General features: G+C 71.5%; 21 protein-coding genes and 1 riboswitch. Of the genes, 9 read left to right on the top strand and 12 right to left on the bottom strand.

Annotated elements, in window-relative coordinates:
• Window positions 1-12: 12 nt before the first annotated feature.
• Together AMIS_RS16825 and AMIS_RS16820 are read left to right on the top strand one after the other, a co-directional pair.
• Window positions 13-1,260, top strand: a complete 1,248-nt coding sequence (locus tag AMIS_RS16825) for a sensor histidine kinase (protein WP_014443539.1) — start codon at window positions 13-15, stop codon at window positions 1,258-1,260.
• Window positions 1,254-1,898, top strand: a complete 645-nt coding sequence (locus AMIS_RS16820; protein WP_157434900.1) for a response regulator — start codon at window positions 1,254-1,256, stop codon at window positions 1,896-1,898. The genes AMIS_RS16825 and AMIS_RS16820 overlap by 7 nt, the downstream gene beginning before the upstream one ends.
• On the opposite strand, the gene AMIS_RS40610 is transcribed toward AMIS_RS16820, so the two are convergent.
• The 3 genes from AMIS_RS40610 to AMIS_RS16805 all read right to left on the bottom strand — a co-directional run bounded on the left by AMIS_RS40610 (window position 1,889) and on the right by AMIS_RS16805 (window position 5,269).
• Entirely contained in the window at window positions 1,889-3,331 is a 1,443-nt protein-coding gene (locus tag AMIS_RS40610) for a serine/threonine-protein kinase (protein ID WP_014443537.1), read from the bottom strand. The two genes, AMIS_RS16820 and AMIS_RS40610, sit on opposite strands and share 10 nt — an antisense overlap.
• 30 nt (window positions 3,332-3,361) lie before the next feature.
• A complete protein-coding gene (locus tag AMIS_RS16810; RefSeq protein ID WP_014443536.1) occupies window positions 3,362-4,567 on the bottom strand; it encodes a tyrosine-protein phosphatase in 1,206 nt (401 codons plus the stop codon).
• Window positions 4,568-4,888: 321 nt separating this feature from the next.
• On the bottom strand, window positions 4,889-5,269 hold the full coding sequence (locus tag AMIS_RS16805; RefSeq protein ID WP_014443535.1) for an STAS domain-containing protein: 381 nt from the start codon (window positions 5,267-5,269) through the stop codon (window positions 4,889-4,891).
• Between the two features lie 191 nt (window positions 5,270-5,460).
• Here AMIS_RS16805 and AMIS_RS16800 point away from each other — a divergent pair, with 191 nt between their 5' ends.
• Together AMIS_RS16800 and AMIS_RS16795 are read left to right on the top strand one after the other, a co-directional pair.
• Window positions 5,461-5,829, top strand: coding sequence for an ArsR/SmtB family transcription factor (locus tag AMIS_RS16800; protein WP_014443534.1), 369 nt, complete (start codon window positions 5,461-5,463; stop codon window positions 5,827-5,829).
• Entirely contained in the window at window positions 5,813-6,301 is a 489-nt protein-coding gene (locus AMIS_RS16795; RefSeq protein ID WP_014443533.1) for an SRPBCC family protein, read from the top strand. The genes AMIS_RS16800 and AMIS_RS16795 overlap by 17 nt, the downstream gene beginning before the upstream one ends.
• Window positions 6,302-6,345: 44 nt before the next feature.
• Here the strand turns inward: AMIS_RS16795 and AMIS_RS16790 are convergent, their stop codons facing one another.
• The 4 genes from AMIS_RS16790 to AMIS_RS16775 are packed head-to-tail and all read right to left on the bottom strand — an operon-like array spanning window position 6,346 to window position 13,389.
• Window positions 6,346-7,614: a glycosyltransferase gene (locus tag AMIS_RS16790; protein WP_014443532.1), complete on the bottom strand. Its 1,269-nt coding sequence runs from the start codon at window positions 7,612-7,614 to the stop codon at window positions 6,346-6,348.
• A gap of 10 nt (window positions 7,615-7,624) precedes the next feature.
• Window positions 7,625-9,838: a GH92 family glycosyl hydrolase gene (locus tag AMIS_RS16785; protein WP_041829843.1), complete on the bottom strand. Its 2,214-nt coding sequence runs from the start codon at window positions 9,836-9,838 to the stop codon at window positions 7,625-7,627.
• A 9-nt stretch (window positions 9,839-9,847) separates the two neighbouring features.
• Entirely contained in the window at window positions 9,848-12,118 is a 2,271-nt protein-coding gene (locus AMIS_RS16780; protein WP_231859325.1) for a putative bifunctional diguanylate cyclase/phosphodiesterase, read from the bottom strand.
• A gap of 53 nt (window positions 12,119-12,171) precedes the next feature.
• Window positions 12,172-13,389, bottom strand: coding sequence for an aminotransferase class V-fold PLP-dependent enzyme (locus tag AMIS_RS16775; protein ID WP_014443529.1), 1,218 nt, complete (start codon window positions 13,387-13,389; stop codon window positions 12,172-12,174).
• Between the two features lie 11 nt (window positions 13,390-13,400).
• A riboswitch (SAM riboswitch) is annotated at window positions 13,401-13,516 on the bottom strand.
• Window positions 13,517-13,578: 62 nt separating this feature from the next.
• Here AMIS_RS16775 and AMIS_RS16770 point away from each other — a divergent pair.
• Both AMIS_RS16770 and AMIS_RS16765 read left to right on the top strand, forming a co-directional pair.
• Window positions 13,579-14,364, top strand: a complete 786-nt coding sequence (locus AMIS_RS16770; protein WP_014443528.1) for a DUF1684 domain-containing protein — start codon at window positions 13,579-13,581, stop codon at window positions 14,362-14,364.
• Between the two features lie 9 nt (window positions 14,365-14,373).
• A complete protein-coding gene (locus tag AMIS_RS16765; protein ID WP_014443527.1) occupies window positions 14,374-15,441 on the top strand; it encodes a M20 family metallopeptidase in 1,068 nt (355 codons plus the stop codon).
• Here the strand turns inward: AMIS_RS16765 and AMIS_RS16760 are convergent.
• Window positions 15,398-15,823, bottom strand: coding sequence for a nuclear transport factor 2 family protein (locus AMIS_RS16760; protein ID WP_014443526.1), 426 nt, complete (start codon window positions 15,821-15,823; stop codon window positions 15,398-15,400). The two genes, AMIS_RS16765 and AMIS_RS16760, sit on opposite strands and share 44 nt — an antisense overlap.
• A gap of 97 nt (window positions 15,824-15,920) precedes the next feature.
• On the opposite strand from AMIS_RS16760, the gene AMIS_RS16755 reads away from it, so the two are divergent.
• Complete coding sequence (locus AMIS_RS16755) at window positions 15,921-16,214, top strand: hypothetical protein (protein WP_014443525.1); 294 nt, start codon at window positions 15,921-15,923, stop codon at window positions 16,212-16,214.
• On the opposite strand, the gene AMIS_RS42720 is transcribed toward AMIS_RS16755, so the two are convergent.
• From AMIS_RS42720 to AMIS_RS16745, 3 genes are all read right to left on the bottom strand, one after another.
• A complete protein-coding gene (locus tag AMIS_RS42720; protein WP_014443524.1) occupies window positions 16,215-16,382 on the bottom strand; it encodes a hypothetical protein in 168 nt (55 codons plus the stop codon).
• 82 nt (window positions 16,383-16,464) lie between these two features.
• Window positions 16,465-17,025 carry a hypothetical protein gene (locus tag AMIS_RS16750; protein ID WP_157434898.1) on the bottom strand — a complete coding sequence of 187 codons (561 nt, stop codon included), beginning with the start codon at window positions 17,023-17,025 and terminating at the stop codon, window positions 16,465-16,467.
• A 54-nt stretch (window positions 17,026-17,079) separates the two neighbouring features.
• A complete protein-coding gene (locus tag AMIS_RS16745) occupies window positions 17,080-17,478 on the bottom strand; it encodes a winged helix-turn-helix transcriptional regulator (protein ID WP_014443522.1) in 399 nt (132 codons plus the stop codon).
• 106 nt (window positions 17,479-17,584) lie between these two features.
• On the opposite strand from AMIS_RS16745, the gene AMIS_RS16740 reads away from it, so the two are divergent.
• Window positions 17,585-18,490 (top strand): NADP-dependent oxidoreductase, encoded by a 906-nt coding sequence (locus AMIS_RS16740; RefSeq protein WP_014443521.1) that lies wholly within the window; start codon window positions 17,585-17,587, stop codon window positions 18,488-18,490.
• Window positions 18,491-18,496: 6 nt separating this feature from the next.
• Here the strand turns inward: AMIS_RS16740 and AMIS_RS16735 are convergent, their stop codons facing one another.
• A complete protein-coding gene (locus AMIS_RS16735) occupies window positions 18,497-19,051 on the bottom strand; it encodes an HD domain-containing protein (protein ID WP_014443520.1) in 555 nt (184 codons plus the stop codon).
• A 111-nt stretch (window positions 19,052-19,162) separates the two neighbouring features.
• Here AMIS_RS16735 and AMIS_RS16730 point away from each other — a divergent pair, with 111 nt between their 5' ends.
• Window positions 19,163-19,657, top strand: coding sequence for a hypothetical protein (locus AMIS_RS16730; protein ID WP_014443519.1), 495 nt, complete (start codon window positions 19,163-19,165; stop codon window positions 19,655-19,657).
• Window positions 19,658-19,671: the final 14 nt, after the last annotated feature.

Below are 19,671 nucleotides of genomic sequence, written 5' to 3'. Positions count from 1 at the left end.
ACGGTGAGTGGCGTGGAACTGCCAGCCGTCCTCACCGCCGCCCGGCGCCGGCGTTTTCTGATCAGCGCGTGGCCGTGGCGGGCTCTCGGGTTCGTGCTCAGCACCGTACCCCTGGCCCTGATCGTCGCCGCGCCGCTCGGCCTGCTCGCCGCGCCCTGGATCATCCTGGTGCGGCAGCTCGCGACCGGGGCCGCCGAGCCGGTCGGGGCGCTGCTGCTGTTCCTGGCCGGCGGCGTGCTGCTCAGCGGTCTCGGGCCGCTCGTGGCGTGGCCGCTCGGCGCGGTGGAACGGCTGCGGCTGCGACTCGCCGACGACCGGCCGCTGACCCCGAGCCGGTCCCGGTGGCGGCGATTCGGGTACGCGCTGGTGCTGGTCACCGCGGTGCCGGCGAGCTACGCCGCGCTGGTCGTGGCGGTGCTGCTGATCGGGGTGTGCGCGTTCAGCCCGCTGCTCGTGGAGTCCGGGCCGATCTCGTTCGGTGTCGTCACCGTCGTTACGGCGGGACAGGCGGTCCCGTACGCGATCGGGGGTCTGATCGGTCTGTGCGGTGTGCCCCACCTGCTGGCGGTGACCGCGGGCGCCCATGCCGCGGTGGCCCGGGCGGTGCTGCGGGCCGACGGCGGGGCGGAACTGCGGGCCGAGCTCGTCGAGGTGTCCCGGTCGCGGGCCCGGCTGGCGGACGCGTTCGAGGCGGAGCGCCGGCGCATCGAGCGGGACCTGCACGACGGCGCGCAGCAGAAACTCGTCGGGCTCACCCTGCAACTCGGGCTCGCGCGGCTCGACCTGCCGGACCGCTCCCCCGCCGCCGCAGCCGTCGGCACCGCGCACGAGCAGGCCAAGGAGCTGATGGCCGAGCTACGGGAGCTGATCCACGGCATCCGGCCGCAGCTGCTCACCGAGCTCGGGTTGCCGGCCGCGCTGCGCGACCTGGCCCGGCAGTCGGCGACGCCGGTGCGGGTGCGGGCCGACCTGGGACGGCGGCTGTCACCGCAGGTCGAGGCGACGGCGTACTTCGTGGTGGCGGAGGCGCTCGCCAACGTGGCCAAGCACAGCGGCGCCGGATCGGCCACGGTGTCCCTGATGGAGGCGAACGGGCTGCTCGCCGTGGAGGTGGTCGACGACGGCTCCGGTGGCGCCGACCCGGCTCGCGGGACCGGGCTGACCGGTCTCGCCGATCGGGCCGCCGCCGCGGACGGGCGGCTGCTGCTCTCCAGCCCGCCCGGCGGGCCCACCGTGATCCGCTTGGAGCTGCCGTGCTGAGCGTGGTGATCGCCGAGGACGGTGTGCTGCTGCGGGAAGGGCTGGCCGGTCTGCTGGAACGGTTCGGGTTCCGGGTGGTGGCCGCCGTGGGTGACGCCGACGCGCTGCTGGCGGCCGTTTCCGATCACCGTCCGGATCTCGTGGTGACCGATGTGCGGATGCCGCCGGGATTCAGCGACGAGGGACTCCGGGCCGCGGTCACGCTGCGCCGCGCGCAGCCGGGGCTCGCGGTGGTGGCGCTCAGTCAGTACGTGCAGCACGGGTACGCGGCGGAGCTGCTCTCCTCCGCGGACGGGCGGCGGGTCGGATACCTGCTCAAGGACCGGATCGTGGACGTGAGCGAGTTCGTGGCGGCGTTGCGGCGGGTCGTCGCCGGGGAGGCGGTGATCGACCCCGAGGTGGTCCGGCGGCTGCTCGGTCAGCGGCCGGTCGGGCGGTTGTCACCTCGGGAGCGGGAGGTGCTCGCGTTGGTGGCGGAGGGACACTCGAACGGGGCGATCGCTGGTCTTCTGCACCTGTCCGAGGCCGCCGTCGGGAAGCACGTCGGAAACATCCTGGCGAAACTGGACCTCCCGCCCGATGATGCGACGAACCGGCGCGTTCTGGCGGTGCTGACCTACCTGCGCGATCAGGGCTGAACGCGGGACCCGGTGGACTCGCCGTCCGGGGAGCCGGTCAGGCAGTGCACCAGGGTGACGCCGTCCCGCTCGATCGGCCAGGCGTGCAGGTTCCAGTTCTCGGTGGCGGCGGGGTCGCGGCTGCGCTCGGCCAGGACCGCGGCCGAACAGGCGGCGGCCACGGCGGGTTGCTCGATCAGCGTGTCCAGGTCGATCTCGCCGGGCGGCAGCGGGACGGCCTGGATCGTCTCCCAGCGGTGGTCGGCGGCGCAGTCCAGGGAGCGGATCGGCATGGCTTCCCCGCCGATGGTGGTGGTGCCGGCCCAGCACAGGGGCGCAGCCGGGCAGAGGGCGTCGCCACAGGCGGCGAAGCCGGCGGGAGCCGAGCCCGTGCCGGGCGAGTCAAGGCCGGCCCTGGGGGCGCCGCTGCTGGCCTCAGCCGCACCACCGCCGCCGTTCCCTGCGTCCGCATTTCCGGCATTTCCGTCGGCGAGGGTGAACCAGGCGGCGAATCCGCCCAACCCGAGCACCACTACCGCCAGAGCTGCGACCAGGGCACGATGGCGAGGCTTCCCGCTCGTGACCCGTCCAGCGGGAGGCGTGGTGACGGCGGCATGGACCGGGGAGGCAGCGGCAGGCAGGGTGGTGTTCGCACGGGCCGCGGCGGCCAGATCCGCCGCGGACGGCCACCTTTCCCGGGGGTCGGTGGCGAGCGCGCGGGCCACCACCGCGCGGATCGGGTCGGGCACGGCCACAGCGAGGGTACGGGGTGACGACTCCAGCCGCTGCAACGCGACCGCATAGGGATTGTCGCCGGTGAACGGCCGCTCCCCCGCCAGGCACTCATAGGCGACCAGGCCCAGCGCGTAGACGTCGCTGCGCGGACCGGCCGGCTCGCCGCGGACCTGCTCCGGTGACAGGTAACTGGGCGTGCCGAGGATCGCCCCCGACGCCGTCAGCAGGCTCGCGTCCTCGTGGCGGGCGATGCCGAAGTCCGTGATCACCACGGTGCCGTCACGGCGTACCAGAAGGTTTGCGGGTTTGATGTCACGATGCACCAGGCCCTGGTCGTGGACGGCGGCCAGACCGGCGGCGACGTCCGCGACCAGGCGCATCGTCACGTCCGGGGCGAGCCGGCCCTCGCGGGTCAGGCGCTGCGACAGGGACTCGCCGTCGACGAACTCCATCACCAGGTACGCGACGCCGTGACTCGAACCGTAGTCGTGAATGGACGCCACGGCGGGATGGTTGACCCGGGCCATCGCCGTCGCCTCCGCCGCGAACCGCCGCGCGAAGTCCGGGTCGCGGGCCACCTCCGGCAGCATCGCCTTCACCGCCACCGTACGGCGCAGAACCTCGTCGACGGCGAGCCACACCTCGCCCATCCCGCCGGCGCCCAGCCGCTGCCGGAGGTGATAACGGTCGCCGAGCCGGGCGCCGGGCTGCAGATCCACGGCGGTCAGCTTAGGGGGTGGCTCCCCAGGTCAGCCGACGAGGAGCTGGGCACGCAGGGCGCGGAGGTCCTTCGAAGTGAGGCCCAGGCCCGTACGCAGGTAGTTGTCGAACGTCCCGTACTTCGCCGTCACCTCGTCGAAGCCGGAGTTCAGGTAGGACTCGCGGACATCCAGGACCGCCTTGTACCCGGGGCGGATCGACTCCGGGACGGCGGCCAGCGTCGCGGCGTTGGAGGCGGCCAGGTACGTGTTGCTGAGCAGGTAGTCCCGCATGACCGTGGAGGCCGGGACGCCGAGGGCGGTCAGCAGGGCGGCGCTGGCCCAGCCGGTGCGGTCCTTGCCGGCGGTGCAGTGGTAGACGACGTTCGCGGCCTTGCGGTCGGTGACCGTGGCGAAGAACGTCCGGTACGCGGCACGGCCCGGCTCGGCCGAGACCATCGCCTTCTCGCCGGCCTCCATCATCGCCACGCCACCGGCCTCGGTGGTGAGGTCGATGCCGCCGATGCCAACGTCCGAGGAGCCGATCACGTTGGCGTGGATGTAGGTGACGCCGGCCGGGATCCGGTCCGGCGACGCGGCGGCCTCCGAGTCGGTGCGGAAGTCGATGTCGGTACGGATGCCGAGGCGCTTCAGCTTCGCGAGGTCGGCGTCGGTGAGCTTGCCGAGGTCGTTGGCGCGGTAGATCACGCCCATCCTCACCCACCGGCCGTCCGCGGTGCGGTAGCCGCCGGCGTCCCGGAAGTTCGGGGCCGACGCGAGGTGAAGTGAACGGTCCGCGAGGGTGAGGGACTCGCCGCGGTCCGGCACCAGCTCGAACCACATCCGGTCGGCGTCGGTCGTGAGGCCGGTGATCGTGATGGTGGCTTTGGCGGCGGCCTTGGCTACGGGGCGCTTGTGGGAGATCCGGTTCTGGTCGGTGCCGGCGTAGACGGTCACCGAACGGGCGCCGGTGGCGGACCAGGTGAGGGTGAAGGTGCCGTTGGCGTTCTGGGTGACGGTCGCGGCGGTGAACGGGATCTGGTGGTGGGCGGCGGGCCGGTGGGCGCCGTGGCTGGCGTGGCCGCTGTTGCCGGGGTGGCCGCCGTGGCTCGCGTGACTGCTGCTGCTGGCGTGACTGCTGTTGCTCCCGTGGCTCCCGCCGGCGAGGGCGGGAGTGGTGCCGGCGGTGAGGGTGCTGCTCAGGGCGATGGCGCAGGCTGCGCAGGTGGCGGCGAGGCGCTTGTTGATCAACTTCACGGGTACTTGGTACGCGCCCCGGCGAAACGGCGGGCAACAAGAACCCCAGCATGGAGTAAACAATGTTTACCTCGCGGGGTGGCGCAGCACTGAGCGCCGGCCGGTCCGGCCGGCGCTCAGTGCAGTCGCGGGCCCTTCGCGACGACACTGAGAGCCAGCCGGCCTCGGGCATTCCATGATCTACAGAAGTGGAGCCCCGCGGACGTGCCCACCGCGACCGGCGAATGCGATGAATCCGACTTACGAAGGGCGGTCAGCGCACGCCAAGAGTCATTGCGTGCGATGGCCGCCACCCCCGGACGGTGAGCGCACACGGACAGGTCACTCGGCGGGCTCGGGCGCCGCTGCGGGGACGCTGCCGATCAGGGCCATCAGGGAGTCGAACATGTCGTCGACGGCGGGCTCGCACAGGCCCGTCACGGCCAGGGCCTGGCGGACCGGGCCGTGGGCGTTCACCACCTCGAAGCCGAGGCCTCCGCGCAGCGCCCGGGTGTAGCCGACGAGCAGCACCTCCAGGCACTCGCTGCCGATCGACGCGGTCTCGGCCATGTCGATCACCACGGTGCCCCGGCCGGCGCGGTCGAACGCGCGGCGCAGGCTGCGGCGCAACTCCGGGTGGGCGGCTCGGTCGAACGCGCCGGCCAGGTGCAGGCGGACCGCCTTCCGGTCGTCGCGGGTGATCACACAACGCATTTGTTCCATGGGAATGGTCTAACCGGCGGACGTGTACGGACTCCGAACGCCAGATTGCAAATCATCGCTGAGCTGGACTTTCAACTTTTGGGTTGACACGTGAGCCACACCACGCCTATCGTCACTTTCAACCGGCAAGTTGAAAACCCCGCAAGTGAAACCCCCGCAATGTGAAAACCCGCAAGTCGAAAAGAGGTGTCATGCCGGCGGACACGCTGACCCGCGTCTTCTCCGCACTCGCCGACCCGACGCGCCGCGACATGGTGGCCCGGCTCGCCGAGCGCGACGCGACGGTGAACCAGCTCGCGGAGCCGTACCGGATGTCGCTGCAAGCGGTCTACAAGCACCTCAAGGTGCTGGAGGACGCGGGGGTGGTGAGCCGCCCGCCGGGTCCGCAGCCCCGGACGGTGCGTCTCGAGACGGAGGTCTTCGACGAGATGAACGCCTGGATCGAGCTCTACCGGGAGCGCGCCGAGCGGCGCTACCGGCGACTGGACACCCTGCTGGAAGCCATGCGGGACGAGGACATGAGGGACGAGGAGAGGGACGACCATGACCAAGATCGTTGAGGCGGCCATCGAGGCTGACCCGAAGCTGCCGATCATCCACATCACGCGCGACTTCGACGCGACGCCGGAGCAGTTGTTCCGCGCGCACACCGATCCGAAGCTGTTCGTGCAGTGGAACGGCCCGGACTCGCTCGCGAATCGGATCGAGATCGACTACTGGGACGCGCGGACCGGCGGCAGCTGGCGGTGGGTGTCCGGCCGGGGCGACGAGCAGTTCGCCTTCCACGGCTGCTTCCACGAGGTGCGACCGGATCTGATCGTGCAGACGTTCACCTGGGAGGCCCAGCCGGACGGGGTGGCGCTGGAGACGATGCGTTTCGAGGACCTCGGTGACGGGCGGACCCGGCTGCACGCGCAGTCCCTGGTGGACAGCTTCGAGAGCCGCGACGCCTGGCTGCAGAGCGGCATGGAGACCGGTGTGAACGAGGGGTACGCGCGCCTGGAGCAGATGGCCCGCGACGGGAAGATCTGACCGACTCCGGGTCCACAACACCATGGACCCGGAGCGGGGGACGATCAGCGGGACGGCTGAACCTCGTACCGGAAAAGGTCGTCGAAGACCGCCCCGCGGTCGAACTGCAGGGCGTGCGCCCGGGCCCGGGCCTCGAGTTCGCGCTTCTCGCTGTCCGGCATGTCCAGGATCACCCGGTCGAGCGCCTCGGCGAGCGCGCCGATGTCGCCGGCCTCCACGATGATCGCCGCGTCGCCGACCGCCTCGCCGGTGCCGCCGGTGAGCGTGGTGACGATCGGGCCGCCGCCGGAGAGGGCCTTCTCGGCGAGGGCTATGCCGAACGTCTCGACGAAGTCCGGCTCCGGCTTGGTGGGCAGCGCGTACGCCGCACACCCCGCCATGAGCAGCGGCTTCTCGTCGTCGTCGACGTCGGTGAGGAAGATGATCCGGTCGTCCTCCTTGGCCATCGCCTGGACGTGCTCCAGCGCCGGGCCGGTGCCCGCGATGACCAGCTTGACGTCGTCGCGGGCCTTCATCTGACCGTAAGCGATCACCAGGTCGTAGATCCCCTTCGCGCGGGCGACGCGGGACAGGAAGAGGATGTACGAGCCGCGCTCGAGGCCGCGCCGGGCGAGCGCCGCCTCGACGCCGGCCGGGGCGGGATCGAGGAAGGCGGACGCGTCGATCGGCGGGTAGCTGACCGCGACCCGCCGCCGGCACTGCTCGGCGAACGTGGTGCCGCAGTGCGCGTCCACCTCCTCGGCCGAGGCGATGATCTCGTCGCGGGTGTACTCCGAGACGGCGACCACCTCGTCGCTGGCGAGGAACGTGGTGAGCAGCACGGTCGCCGCCCCGAACCGGCCCTCGCGCAGGCAGGAGCGGATCACGTTGGTGACGTCCGAGCCGACCGCCTTCGCGATGGTGCGCACCTGCGGGTCGAAGCCGGCCGCCCGGGCCGACGCCACCGCGTCGTTGATCACCTGCGTGTGCGGCACCAGGTACATCGAGAGGCAGACCGTCGGCACCGGCTCGCTGAGCAGCTCGACCAGCCGCCCGGTCAGCCCGGCGAGGTGCCGGCCGTCCGGGACCCGGTAGTCGCCGACCGATTCCGGTCGTTCCACGGTGATGCCGGGGCTGTACGGCAGCAGCCGGTCCAGCGGCTTCAGCGGCAGACCGGCGGCCTGCAGGGTCGGAATCGGCCAGGTGAGCAACCGGACGTCGTCGAATCCCCGGGTGAGCGCCACCTCGGCGAGATTGCGCGCCTCGCCGGAGTGTCCGCAGATGACCGGGTCGGCGCGGACCGCGATGACCAGGCGGCGGGTCGGTCGGCTCATGGTGCTTCCTTCAAGGGTGGGGGTGTGAGAGGGAAGGCGGCCGGGACCCGTGACCCCAGGTGGAGGGTTCGGGACCGAGCCGGACGTGCAGCCGGCCGCCGTGATGGACGTCGGCCGCGGTCAGGTGGGTGGTGTGCAGCGGCCGGCCGTTGAGGGTGGCGGACTGCACGTACTGCGGCGCGGGGTGGTGACCGAGGCCGTCGACGCCGATCGGGGTCTCCCGGTGCCCGCTGGTCTCGATGACGAACTCGCCGCCCTCGACCCGCAGCCGCGCGTGTTCGAACGCGGGGGCGTTCACCAGGAACAGGTTCTGGCCGGCGACCGGGAACAGGCCGAGCGAGGCCCAGACGTACCAGGAGCTCAGGCCGCCGGAGTCGTCGTTGCCCGGCAGGCCACCGGGTCCGGTGCCGAACTGCCAGGTCAGGGCGGCGTGCACGACCTCGGCGGTACGGTCCGGGCGGCCGGCGTAGTGGTAGGCCCAGGGCGCTTCCATGTCGGGTTCGTTGTTGAGGCCCTCGAAGCGGTTGAGGGCGTAGCCGGTCGCCATCTCGACGGGCGACGGGGCGCGGCCCGGCTGGATCACCGGCTCCGCCCCGTACCCGAAGAAGGTGTCGAGTTTGGCGATGAACCCGGCGTCGCCGCCGGCCAGGCCGATCCGGGCGGCCATGTCGTGCAGCAGGCGGAACGAGTAGTTCCACTTGCCGCCCTCGTAGAACTCCGAGTCGCGCAGCAGGCCGGTGGCCGGGTCGAACGCGTTGATCCAGTCACGGCTGCGCCGTTCCAGGTCGTCGGCGAGGCGGTGGTCGTTCAGGGCGCGGGCCACCTTCGCGGTGCAGTGGTGGGCGTACGCGAGGTCGAGCGTGTGGGTGATCGGGTGCACCACGCCGTGCTCCCAGAAGTCCTCGCCGTAGAGCCGGCGCAGGTCGTCGACCATGTGGACGAGCGCCCACGTCCAGTCGATGCCGGGGCGGCGCAGCGCGTGCGCGTCGGCGAGCGCGGTGTGCGCCAGCGCGCTGGCCTGCCGGAAGAACCGGTCGGCGCCGCGGGCCATCCGGTACCCGATCGGGAAGTTGCCCTCCTCCTCGCAGACCCGGATCAGCGACTCGAGCACGTCACCGGCCCGGTCCGGGGCGATCGCCGAGAGCAGCGGCAGCTGGGTCTTGTAGATGTCCCACATCGTGCAGATGTCGAACGCCCACGGGCCGCCGCTGGGCCAGAACGGGCTCTCGTCGTCGGCGATGCACGGCTTGATCAGCGAGTGGTAGAGCGCGGTCGCCATCACCGTACGGCGGGCCGGGGTTCCGCCGTCGACCTGGACCCGGCCGAGGTGGTCGCGCCAGCGTGCCCGGGTACGCGCCCGGACCGCCTCGAAGCCACCGGACGCCTCCCGTTCCAGGTTCGCCCGGGCCTGGTCGCAGCCGCGCAGCGAGAACCCGAGGCGCACCTCGACGGTCTGCCCGGCCCGGGCCGGACCCATGAAGAGCATGCCGAACGGCCGCAGCGTGGTGTGCCGGATGCTGTCGAAGTCGAGCCGGGTGCCGCCGGGGATGAGCCGCCGGTCGTACCAGAGCATCTGCCGCCAGCCGGGGGCGTCCACCTCGATGTGCACGGAGAGCGGGACGCCCTCCATCACCACGGTGGCCTGGCCGTGCCCGTACCCCATGCTCTCGACCTGGGCGCGCAGCGGCACCGTGCGGCCGAGGTCGATGGCGAGGCCGCCGCAGGACAGGTCGATCACCACGCGGGCGCTGTCGTTGTCGGGGAACGTGTAGCGGTGCACCGCCACCTTCTCCCCCACGGTGATCTCGCAGCGCACGCCGGTGTCCAGGTTGGCGGCGTAGTAGCCGGCCTCGGCCCGCTCGTCCTCCAGCAGCCAGGACTGGCCCAGGTCGTCGAGCGGCTGGACCATCGGGGTGACCCTTGCGTAGTTGTAATATTTCCGGATTGCCCCGGTTCCGGACTGCTGGAAGTGGGTGAACCCACTCGCCTGCAGCCTGTCGAACATCTCCTCCGGCACGCCCTCGGTGTTCTTGGCGTACCGGCCGTACCCGGTGGGGTACGCCCCCGAGTAGGCACAGGCGGAGACCATGCCGAAGGGCGAGGTGGCGCCCGGGTGGGTGTTGCCCACCTGCGGTTTCGGCCACCACCACGTGGCGGCCAACCCGTGTGCGCGAGGCAGGTCGGTGGCCGCGGTGCCGATGAAAGGATCAACGTTGTCAAGGATGGCCGGACTCTAACCGGCCAGGACATGCCCTGTGGTTTCGTCCAGGTGAACTCCCCTGAAGGGGGATCCGGTGGTCAGCAGCATGTCGAACTCCGGCGCCGGCAACGGCTTGCTGATCAGGTAACCCTGGATCGCCGGGCAGCCCGCGGCGCGCAGCGCGTCCCAGTCGGCGATCTCCTCGACGCCCTCGGCGATCGTGGACATCCCGAGCGACCGGGCCAGCCACAGCACCGCCGAGATGATCGACGCCTTGCGGGCGTCCTCGGCGAGGCCGGCCACGAACGAGCGGTCCAGCTTCACCACGTCGGCGGGCAGCGACTTGAGCCAGGTCAGTGAGCTGTACCCGGTGCCGAAGTCGTCCAGGGCGATCCGCACGCCGAGCTGCTTGAGCAGGGCGAGCCGCTCGCTCACGTCGACCGTCGAGGAGATCAGCGCGGTCTCGGTGACCTCCAGGACGAGGCGGGACGGGTCGAGGTACGGGTACTCGGCGAGCAGCGACGCCACCTTCGGCACGAAGTCCGGCTCGGCGAGCTGGCGCGGGCTGACGTTGACCGACACGTAACCGAGCCGGTCCGACCAGTGCACCAGGTGCTCGACGGCGGAGCGCAGCACGTGGTCGCCGAGCGGCACGATCAGGCCGGTCTCCTCGGCGGCGCCGATGAAGAGGCCCGGCGCGAGCACGGTGCCCTGCTCGGTGCGCATCCGGACCAGCGCCTCGGCGCCGACGATCTGCCCGGTGGCGGTGGAGACCACCGGCTGGAACCAGAGCGGCAGCGTGGAGCGCGGGTCGCCGGCGAGCGCGCGGCGCAGGCGGGCCTCGGCGGCGATCCGCTCCTGGACCGGCACTCGCAGGTCCTCGGTGAAGACCTGGAGGCGGTTGCCGCCGGCGCGCTTGGCCGCGTACATGGCGGTGTCCGCGGCGAGGACCACCTCGTCGGCGCCGACGCCGCCGAACGCCGTGGTCACGCCGATGGAGAGCGACACCGGGACACCGGCGACCGGCTCGTGCACGGCCGCCAGGATGCTGTTGCCGACGCGCAGGCCGGTGCCGGCCGGGCCGGTCAGCGCGACCACGAACTCGTCGCCGCCGAGCCGGGCGAGCACGGCGCCGGCCGGCACCACCGCGGCGAGCCGGGTGGCGAGCGCCCGCAGCACGTCGTCGCCGGTGGTGTGCCCGGCGCCGTCGTTGATCACCTTGAAGCGGTCGACGTCCAGGTAGATGACGCTGACCGGCTCGGTGCTGCCGGTCAGCAGGGCGGCCAGGTCGTGCTCGAACGCCTTGCGGGAGAGCAGGCCGGTGAGCGTGTCGTGACGAACCTGGTAGCTCAGCTCCGCCTCGTGGTCACGGGTCGCGGTCACGTCGAAGCAGTGCACGTAGATCAACCGGAGCTGGTCGTTGCGGTCGTAGAGGCCGGTGCCGTGCACCTCGACCCAGATCAGCGAGCCGTCCGGGCGCCGGTACTGGCGGGTGATAGTCCGCGACTCCCGGCTCTCCGCGAACAGGGTGAGGATCGACGCCTGGTCGCCGTCGACCGGGATGAGCGGGATGTCCTTGAGCCCGAAGCCGGCGGGCAGCTCCTCGGGCAGGCCCAGCCACACGCGGTAGGCGGCGTTGGTGCGCAGGGCCAGGCCGTCCGGCGAGAACATCGCCATGGGTACGGGCGTGGCGTCGAACGCCACGCTGAGCTGCGCCTGGCTCTCGTCCAGGTTCTCCCGCGCCCGGTCCTCCTCGACCTCGGTGAGACGCCACGAGACGATCTGGAAACCGGCCGCGAGCAGCACCGAGGCGCCGTGCAGCAGCGCCCAGACCAGCGGATGCGCGACCGCCGAGCCGTGGTCGTAGGTGTGGTCGCTGACCAGCGAGCCGAAGACCGCGTGGTGCAGGGTGGTGGCGACCAGGAACGCGCCGAACGGCGCCCAGTCCCGGTAGAGGGCGAGCGCGGCGACCGCGATGAAGAACGAGAAGTGCGCCTCGGTCAGGCCGTGGCAGAGCGCGACGAAACCGCCGCACGCGATCGTGTAGCCGATCGCGACGCAGACCGCCCGCAGCCGGCGCGAGCGCAGCCGGCTCGCGGCGAGCAGGCACGGCAGCACCGGCACGACGGTGAGCAGCAGGGTGAGCGTGTGGCCCTCGCCGCGCAGCACCCCGAACATGATCAGGAAGACCAGGACGGCGGCGAGCAGCACCGTCAGCAGCCGGTGCCGGCTCGCCCAGTCCTCGTCACGCAGCCCGCCACCGGTCGGGAGCCGGTCGCGCAGCCACTTCATCACGGTCGCCACATTGCGATGATCGGCAGCGACGCCGATCAGCCCGGTGACTTCCCGGTTGCGGATCAGGTGTTTCGCAGCGCCGCGAGCACCCGATCGACGTCGTCGGTGGTGCTGCCCAGACCGAAACTGATCCGCAGCAGACCGGTCGCCGTGCCGCAGTCCGCGGTCTCGGCACGCCCGGTCAGCCGGCGTACCAGCGGGTGCGCGCAGAACTGCCCGGCACGCACGCCGATCCCGTGGTCGCGGCCGAGTCGCAGCGCCACGTCCGCCGGGTCCTCATCGGCGAACGCCAGCGACACGATGCCGACGCGGGGATGCTTCGGGCCGAAGAGGCTCACCTCGGTGACGCCGGGGATCGTCGCGAGCCCGGCCCGCAGCCGGTCCAGCAGCAGTTCCTCCTGCGCGGCGAGCACGTCACGATCCGCGGCGGTCAGGGCCTCGCAGACCGCGGCGACGGCGACCGCGCCGAGCAGATTGGGGGTGCCGCCCTCGTGCCGGGCCGGGCCGGTCGCCCAGTCCAGCTCACCGGGCCGGTCGCCCACGGCGGCGCTCGCGCCACCACCCGCCAGGTACGGGGGTGCCGCGTCCAGCCAGTCCCAGCGGCCGGCCAGCACGCCGGCGCCGAACGGGGCGTACAGCTTGTGACCGGAGAAGGCCAGGTAGTCGGCCTGCAGCTCGGTCAGGTCCACCGGTCGATGCGGCGCCAGCTGGGCGGCGTCGACGGCCACCCGCGCGCCGTAGTGGTGGGCCAGGCCGGCGATCTGCCGGACCGGCCAGATCTCGCCCGTCACGTTGCTGGCGCCGGTGACGGTCACGAGGACGTCGCCCGTCGTGTTCCTCAGGGCTTGCTCGAGGCTTCTCAGGGCCTCGGCCGGCGACGACGGCGCGGGCAGCCGGACCGGGTTCGGCCAGGGCAGCAGGTTCGCGTGGTGCTCGCCGTCGAAGACGATCGTCGTGGTGCCGGCCGGCAGGCAGCGGGCGAGCAGGTTGAACGCGTCGGTGGTGTTCCGAGTGAAGATCACCTCGTGTTCGGGTCCGGCGCCGACGAACTCGGCCACCACGTCCCGGGCCAGCTCATAGGCGATCGTGGACGACTGGGACCGTACCCCGGTGCCTCGATGAACGCTGCCGTAGCGCGGCAGGAGATCGGCCACCGCCTCGGCCGCGGCCGACACGCAGGGCGCGGAGGCGGCGTAGTCGAGATGGGCGAAACGGACCGTCTCGCCGGTGGGGAGCGCGACCTTCAGGTCGTCGCCGACGATGTCAAGGGACACGGACATGGGCACCTCTCGGCTCGCACTTGCCGTGTCGGGTTCGACCACGGCCCGGTCCTCACCCGGGGCACCCCATCGCGAACGCAAGGGTTGCCGGCCAGCAAGCCGGGGCTTCGTGCTGGCACTCATGACCTGATCAACAACGTAGCAGACCCTTATATCCCAGGCAACAAGTAGGGATTAGGGTTGGCAGGTATGACGAGCTTGTGGCAGCAGCAGTGGGACGAGTGGCACGCGGCGCACGAGAAACGGCGAGCCGATCCGCACGGGTTCCTGGCGATCACCGGGCTGCACTGGCTGACCGCGGAGCCGCAGCGGTTCCCGGATGCTCCGGGGTCGTGGAGCACCGGCGAGTCCGGGGTCACGGTCTCCTTGGAGCCGGGCGAGGAGCTCCTCGTCGACGGATCTCCGGTGACCGGAACTCATCAGTTCGCGCCCATTCCGGAGCGCGGCGATGTGACCGTGGGATGGGGCGACGCGGTCATCGAGATCGCCCGGCGCGGTGGGTTCGACGTGGTGCGGCCGCGTCACCCGTCCAGTCCGGTGCTGGCGGCATACACCGGGACGCCCGCTTACCCGGCAGACGAGAAATGGGTCGTCTCCGGAAAATTCGCGGCTTACGACGCACCGCGGCCGACACCCGTGGGGTCGGTGGCCGAGGGGATCGAGCACGTCTACGAGTCCCCCGGCGTCGTGGAGTTCGAGATCGGCGGCGTGCCGCTGTCGCTGATCGTCTTCAACGGGTCCACGCCCGGCTCGCTGTTCGCGCTCTTCACCGACGCCACGTCCGGCCTCACCACGTACGCCGCGAACCGCAGCCTGTTCATCGCGCCGCCCGGACCGGACGGCTCGGTGACGCTGGACTTCAACCGGGCCACCAACCTGCCGTGCGCGTACACCGAGTTCGCGACGTGCCCGCTCCCACCGGCCGGCAACAAGCTCCCGGTCGCCGTCGAGGCGGGTGAGCTGAAGCCGCGCTAGCGTTCCCGGATGGAGACGCTTCTCGCGGCGGTGGAGCGGCTGATCGGGATCCGGTCCACCGCGGACCGGCCCGATGAGCTGCGGCGCGCCCTGGACTTCGTGCTCGACCTGGTCGGACCGGGTTTCGAGGTGCGCCGCTTCGAGGCGGGCGGCAAGCCGAGCGCCCTGGTCACCACGGGTCCGCAGACGCCCCGGGTGATCCTCAACGCGCACCTCGACGTGGTGCCGGGCACCGACGCCCAGTTCGTCCCGCGCCGCGACGGCGACCGGCTCTACGGGCGCGGAACGCACGACATGAAAGCGGCAGCCGTCGTGCTGGCGACGGTGTTCCGGGACTGCGCCCGGTCGCTGCCCCACCCGATCGCGCTGCAACTGGTCACCGACGAGGAGGTCGGCGGTTTCGACGGGACCGGCCACCAGGTCGCCCAGGGCGTCCGCGCCGACTTCGTGATCATCGGGGAGCAGAGCGGGCTGCGCATCGTCACCGAATCCAAGGGCATCCTCCGGGTGCGGCTGGACGCGTCCGGGCGGACCGCGCACGCCGCCTATCCGTGGCTGGGGACGAACGCCCTGGTCGCGGTCACCGAGGCGGTGGGGCGGCTGCTCGCCCGCTACCCCGTCCCGCCGTCCGAATCGTGGACCACCACGGTGAACGTGGCACGGATCCAGACGTCGAACATTGCCGCCAACATCGTCCCGGCCGACGCGTCGGCGCTGCTCGACATCCGGTTCCCGCCGTCCGACCCGGACCTGACCTCGGGCGACGTCGCCGCCTACCTCGCATCGGTGGCCGGGCCGGACGTGCGGGTCACCGTGGAGGCGCAGGGCGCGCCGCATGCCGCCGACCCGGCGAGCGCTTTCGTCCGCCGGTTGCGGTCCGCGGCCCAGGCACAGGGGTACGAGGGGACGCTGCTCCGCAAACACGGCGCCGCCGACGGGCGGTTCTACTCGGCGCACGGGGTGGACGCGGTCATCTTCGGTCCCGGCGGGGACGGCCAGCACGGGCCGGAGGAGTACCTGGACGTGCGCACTCTCATCCCATACCGGGAGGCTCTGATGGTTTTTCTTCGCGGGTAGCCGGGTCGTCGAACTCCCAGAAGGCGCGCAACGCCGCGATCCGGCCGGCGCCGTCGGAGCGGTAGGTGAAGACGCCGTGGACCTGACGGGAATGGCCGCCGGGCAGGGCCAGGTGGATGGCGCCGACGTCGGCCACCTCGTCGCCGCAGAGGTAGGAGCGCTCGATCTCGAACCGCAGGCCCTCCACCTGGCCGATCACGGTGTCGTAGAAGCGGGCGATGGCCTCGGCGCCGCGATGGCCGGTCCCGTCGGGCGAGAGCGGCGACGGGCCGACCGGGTCCTCCACGAGGGCGTCGTCGGCGAACAGGGCGAGCCAGGCCGCACGGTCGCCGGCGCCCGCCGCCGCCTGCGAGCGCCGGGCCAGATCACGGGCGGTCGTCACAGCGGAGCCTCCCAGCCTCGGATACGCCCCTGAGACTAGAACGCGTTCCACTCCGCTCGCCAGGCGTCCCCTCGAGCGATGGTGGGATCATCGGCGGATGACGACGCCGCGACCCCTGACGGTGCATCTCCATTGCCGCCTCACCGTCACCGTCGACGACCCGGACGCGGTCACCGGGCTCGCCGTTCAGCGGCTGCGGGAGGCGGCCGTCGACTGGGAGGACGAGGACGACGACCTGGCGACCGCCACCGTGGAGCTGCGCGCCGACCTCCTGCGCAGCATCGCCGGGCTGGCCGACCCCGAAGGGCTGCTGAGGGACGTGCCGGGCGCCCAGGTCACCGGCGCTCATGTCTGGGCGGAGCCGGCCGCTCGCGGAAACACGACGCCCTGATCAGCGCGATTGACGGCTCTTCAGATAAAGGGCGCTGAGGGAGGCCGCCGCAGGCACTCCGATGATGAACGTGGCCTTCGACCACGACATATCCATCACGGACACTCCGAAGAGGATGAACCCGGCTGCGCCGAGGATGACGAGCAGGGCAGCGGTTCGGTCACTCACCCATCGACCCTAGAACATGTCGCCCCTCCGCGGCGATGGAGGAAAGCGTCCACCGCCGCGGAGGTCAGCCGAGCCGGACGGCTCAGCCCGGACGCTCGTGCCAGGCGGTGGTGTAGCAGCGCTGCCAGCCCGACGTCGAACTGCCGTTGTAATAGAGGTCGATGCAGCCGATGGACCTCATATGCGTTGCAAAGGTGGCCGTTTCCAGATGGAAATAGGGCTTGTATGTGCCCGGGTTCAGTACCGCGTCGGTGCAGGACTTGGTGACGGCACCGGTGCTCCACGGCGCCGATCCGATCTTCTGCAGTTCCGCGCGGGCGGTCACCTTGCATTTCGTGGTCTTCTTGGTGGCGCTGATGCCGAACCCGACCGCCGTTTCCAGGGTGAAGCCGCTGCTCGGTTTCCCCGGCCCACCGGGGAAGAACTTGAGACTCTCCCTGAAGCACAACTCGATGTCATTGTTGTTGGCGGGTGTGCCGATCAGGATCTTGCAGTCCCAAGGGTCCGCCTGAGCCGGTGACGGAAAGGCCGCAACCGCGGCGCCGACCGCCAATAACATTGCCGATATTCCACTGACAAACTTCAAGAATCCTCCACTCTGACCGACGAGCCGACCGGCAATGCCGGACAGCTGATCGCTCACCCCGTGCGAGCGAAGGGATCATAACAATCAATGGGATCCACAGTGGTCCCGTTCTCAGGCGCGGGCGTCGAACTCGGCTCTCGCCTCGAAGACCCGGTCCATGTGGGACTCGGCCCAGGCCTTGATGGCGAGCATGACCGGGAACAGCTCGTGCCCGAGCGGCGTCAGCTCGTAGTCCACGCGGACCGGGACCGACGCCGTCACCGTGCGGGTCACCAGGCCGTCGCGCTCCAGGGTCCGCAGCGTCTGGGTGAGCATCTTCTGGCTGACGCCGGCGATGCGGTGGGCCAGCTCGCTGTGCCGCTGCGGGCCGCCGGCCAGCGCCGGGATCACCAGGGCGACCCACTTGTCGGTGAGGCGGCTCAGAAGCTCCCGGGTCGGGCAGGCGTCCAGGAACGCGTCGTACTCCCGCTTCGCCTGGTCACGGCGTTGCTCAGCGGACGTGGTCGCCATCGAGGACCTCCCGGTGCCCTAGGTACTTTCAGGTACCTACTTTCTCACAGTGCCCCTTCATTCGTACGGTCGTGGTGTTCACGAAACGCATGAGGGAGAACAAGCGATGCGCGCGGTCAGCTACTCACAGTTCGGTGGGCCCGAGGTTCTGCAGGTGGCCGAGGCGCCGGTGCCCCAACCCGGGCCGGGGCAGGTGCGGGTGCGGGTCGCCGCCTCCTCGCTGCACCCGGTCGACCTGATGGTCCGCTCCGGGACGTTCCCGGCGCCGCTGCCGACCGAACTCCCCTACACCCCCGGCTGGGATGTCGCGGGCAGCGTCGACGCGACAGGTCCCGGGGCGGAGCAGGCGTTCGCGGCCGGGGACGAGGTCATCGGCTTCTCGCCGTGGCTGCGGACGACGGCGGGCGCCCACGCCGAGTACGTCGTGCTCGACGCCTCGTCGCTGACCGCCGCTCCCGCCGGTGTCCCCGCCACCGAGGCGGCCACCCTGCCGGCCAACGGCCTCGCCGCGGCACAGGCCCTCGACCTGCTCGCCCTCCCGGCCGGCTCGTCGGTGCTGGTCACCGGCGCGGCCGGGCAGGTCGGCGGGTTCGTGCTGGCGCTGGCCCGGGCGGCCGGGCTGCACGCCACCGGGCTCGCCGGGGACGGCGACCGGGAGTTCGTCGAGTCGCTCGGCGCGGCGTTCCTGTCCCGCGCCGAGGAGCCGGAGGGCACGTTCGACGCGGTCGTCGACCTCGCGGTGATCGGTTCGTCGCTTCTGGATCTGGTACGGGACGGAGGCGGTTACGTGGCCGCCTCTCCCCCGCTGCGCCCGGAGCCGGTCCGGGGCATCCGGACAGTCGCGCTGGAGGTCGAGTCGGACGGCAGCCGGCTGGCCGATCTCGTCGCGCTGGTCGGCAGCGGCGACATCCCGTTGCGGGTGGCCGGCGTCTACACGTTCGCCGAGGCGGCGGCCGCCCACGAGCGGCTCGCCCGGGGCGGCGTCCGCGGCGGCGTGGTCCTGATCCCCTGAAAAGGCCTACTGAGCCAGCAGGTGGTCGATGCGGGCGGCTATCGCCCGCAGGTGGGGGCGCCGGACCGGGTCGACGCGGGCGTTGAACGAGCACGGTCCGTGCCGGTGCAGCATCTCCGTGTAGCGCGCCTCGGGATCCACCTGCTGGCCGCGCGGGCCGACGGTCTGGTCGGCGTAGGTCAGCGCGTCGGAGACGACCGTCTGCTCGTCGGGGAACTCGGCGAGCTCGGCGGAGAGGCCGCGGATCTCGGCGACGAAGCGGGCGCCGGAATGGTAGGCCACCAGGCCGGCGACCCGGGCCGGCCAGCCCTCGCTCGTCAGGTGCCGGGCGCCGTCGATCGGATGGAAGCCGGTGTCGACGAGCGGCGCCGCGTAGCCGATGTCGTGCAGCCACGCGGCCGAGACCAGCAGGTCGTGGTCGAGGCCGAGCCGCAGCGCCAGGTCGGAGGCGCGGGCCGCGACACCGGCGCTGTGCCGCCACCGATCGGTGCCCTCGCCGAGGAGAGCATCCGCGAGGGAGCGCGCCACGTCGGCGCGGGTGGTGATGATCGGCGCGGTCATGGCTGAATGTTAGGTCGGAACAGGTTAACGGCAGCCGAACAGACCATGGCAGCTCGCTGAATCGCCTCAGGGACGGCGAACCCGGTTGACAGGCACCGCGACGATGACGCCGTGGAGAACAGTGAACTGATCATCTGGCGGGCCACCCACCAGGACCGTGATCATGTGCTGCGCGACGCCGGCGTACTGATGATCTTTTCGTTTGTCCCGTTCATGCTGATCTTCTGTGTCGGCGGGCTGGCCGGCCTCGTCGGGTGGGTCCTCTGGGCGTCGCTGCTGTTCGTGCCGGTGGCCGGGATCTTCGCGGTTCGGGCGCTGTGGCGGGACCGGCGCGCCGTCCTGGCGATCGAGCTGCGGGACGACGCGTTCACGGTGATCCGCAACGACAACACCGCGACCACCTACCCGGCCCGTGAGGTGCGGCGGATCGACATCGTCCACACGATCTACCCGAGCGACCCGGACACCATCGGGTTGCGGCTGCACACCGGCGGCCGGGTCGAGCACACCCGTCCCGGGCCGGGGACGCTGCCGCAGGGGTGGGAGGAGGCGGTCACGGTCGCCGAGGTGGAGGTCAACCGCATCTACAAACGCAAGAGCGACTGACCCCCCGTACCCTC

This window comes from Actinoplanes missouriensis 431, assembly GCF_000284295.1.
GTDB classification, from domain to species: domain Bacteria; phylum Actinomycetota; class Actinomycetes; order Mycobacteriales; family Micromonosporaceae; genus Actinoplanes; species Actinoplanes missouriensis.
Note: the sequence above shows the minus strand (reverse complement) of the source record. Positions and strands in the feature narration are given on the sequence as shown.

Bases quoted from the DNA above. Each gene is read 5' to 3' on its own strand.
- AMIS_RS16805 (WP_014443535.1), bottom strand. From the start codon at position 5,269: ATGGAACAAATGCGTTGTGTGATCACCCGCGACGACCGGAAGGCGGTC.
- AMIS_RS16800 (WP_014443534.1), top strand. From the start codon at position 5,461: ATGCCGGCGGACACGCTGACCCGCGTCTTCTCCGCACTCGCCGACCCG.
- AMIS_RS16795 (WP_014443533.1), top strand. From the start codon at position 5,813: ATGACCAAGATCGTTGAGGCGGCCATCGAGGCTGACCCGAAGCTGCCG.
- AMIS_RS16790 (WP_014443532.1), bottom strand. From the start codon at position 7,614: ATGAGCCGACCGACCCGCCGCCTGGTCATCGCGGTCCGCGCCGACCCG.
- AMIS_RS16775 (WP_014443529.1), bottom strand. From the start codon at position 13,389: ATGTCCGTGTCCCTTGACATCGTCGGCGACGACCTGAAGGTCGCGCTC.
- AMIS_RS16770 (WP_014443528.1), top strand. From the start codon at position 13,579: ATGACGAGCTTGTGGCAGCAGCAGTGGGACGAGTGGCACGCGGCGCAC.
- AMIS_RS16765 (WP_014443527.1), top strand. From the start codon at position 14,374: ATGGAGACGCTTCTCGCGGCGGTGGAGCGGCTGATCGGGATCCGGTCC.
- AMIS_RS16755 (WP_014443525.1), top strand. From the start codon at position 15,921: ATGACGACGCCGCGACCCCTGACGGTGCATCTCCATTGCCGCCTCACC.
- AMIS_RS16745 (WP_014443522.1), bottom strand. From the start codon at position 17,478: ATGGCGACCACGTCCGCTGAGCAACGCCGTGACCAGGCGAAGCGGGAG.
- AMIS_RS16740 (WP_014443521.1), top strand. From the start codon at position 17,585: ATGCGCGCGGTCAGCTACTCACAGTTCGGTGGGCCCGAGGTTCTGCAG.
- AMIS_RS16735 (WP_014443520.1), bottom strand. From the start codon at position 19,051: ATGACCGCGCCGATCATCACCACCCGCGCCGACGTGGCGCGCTCCCTC.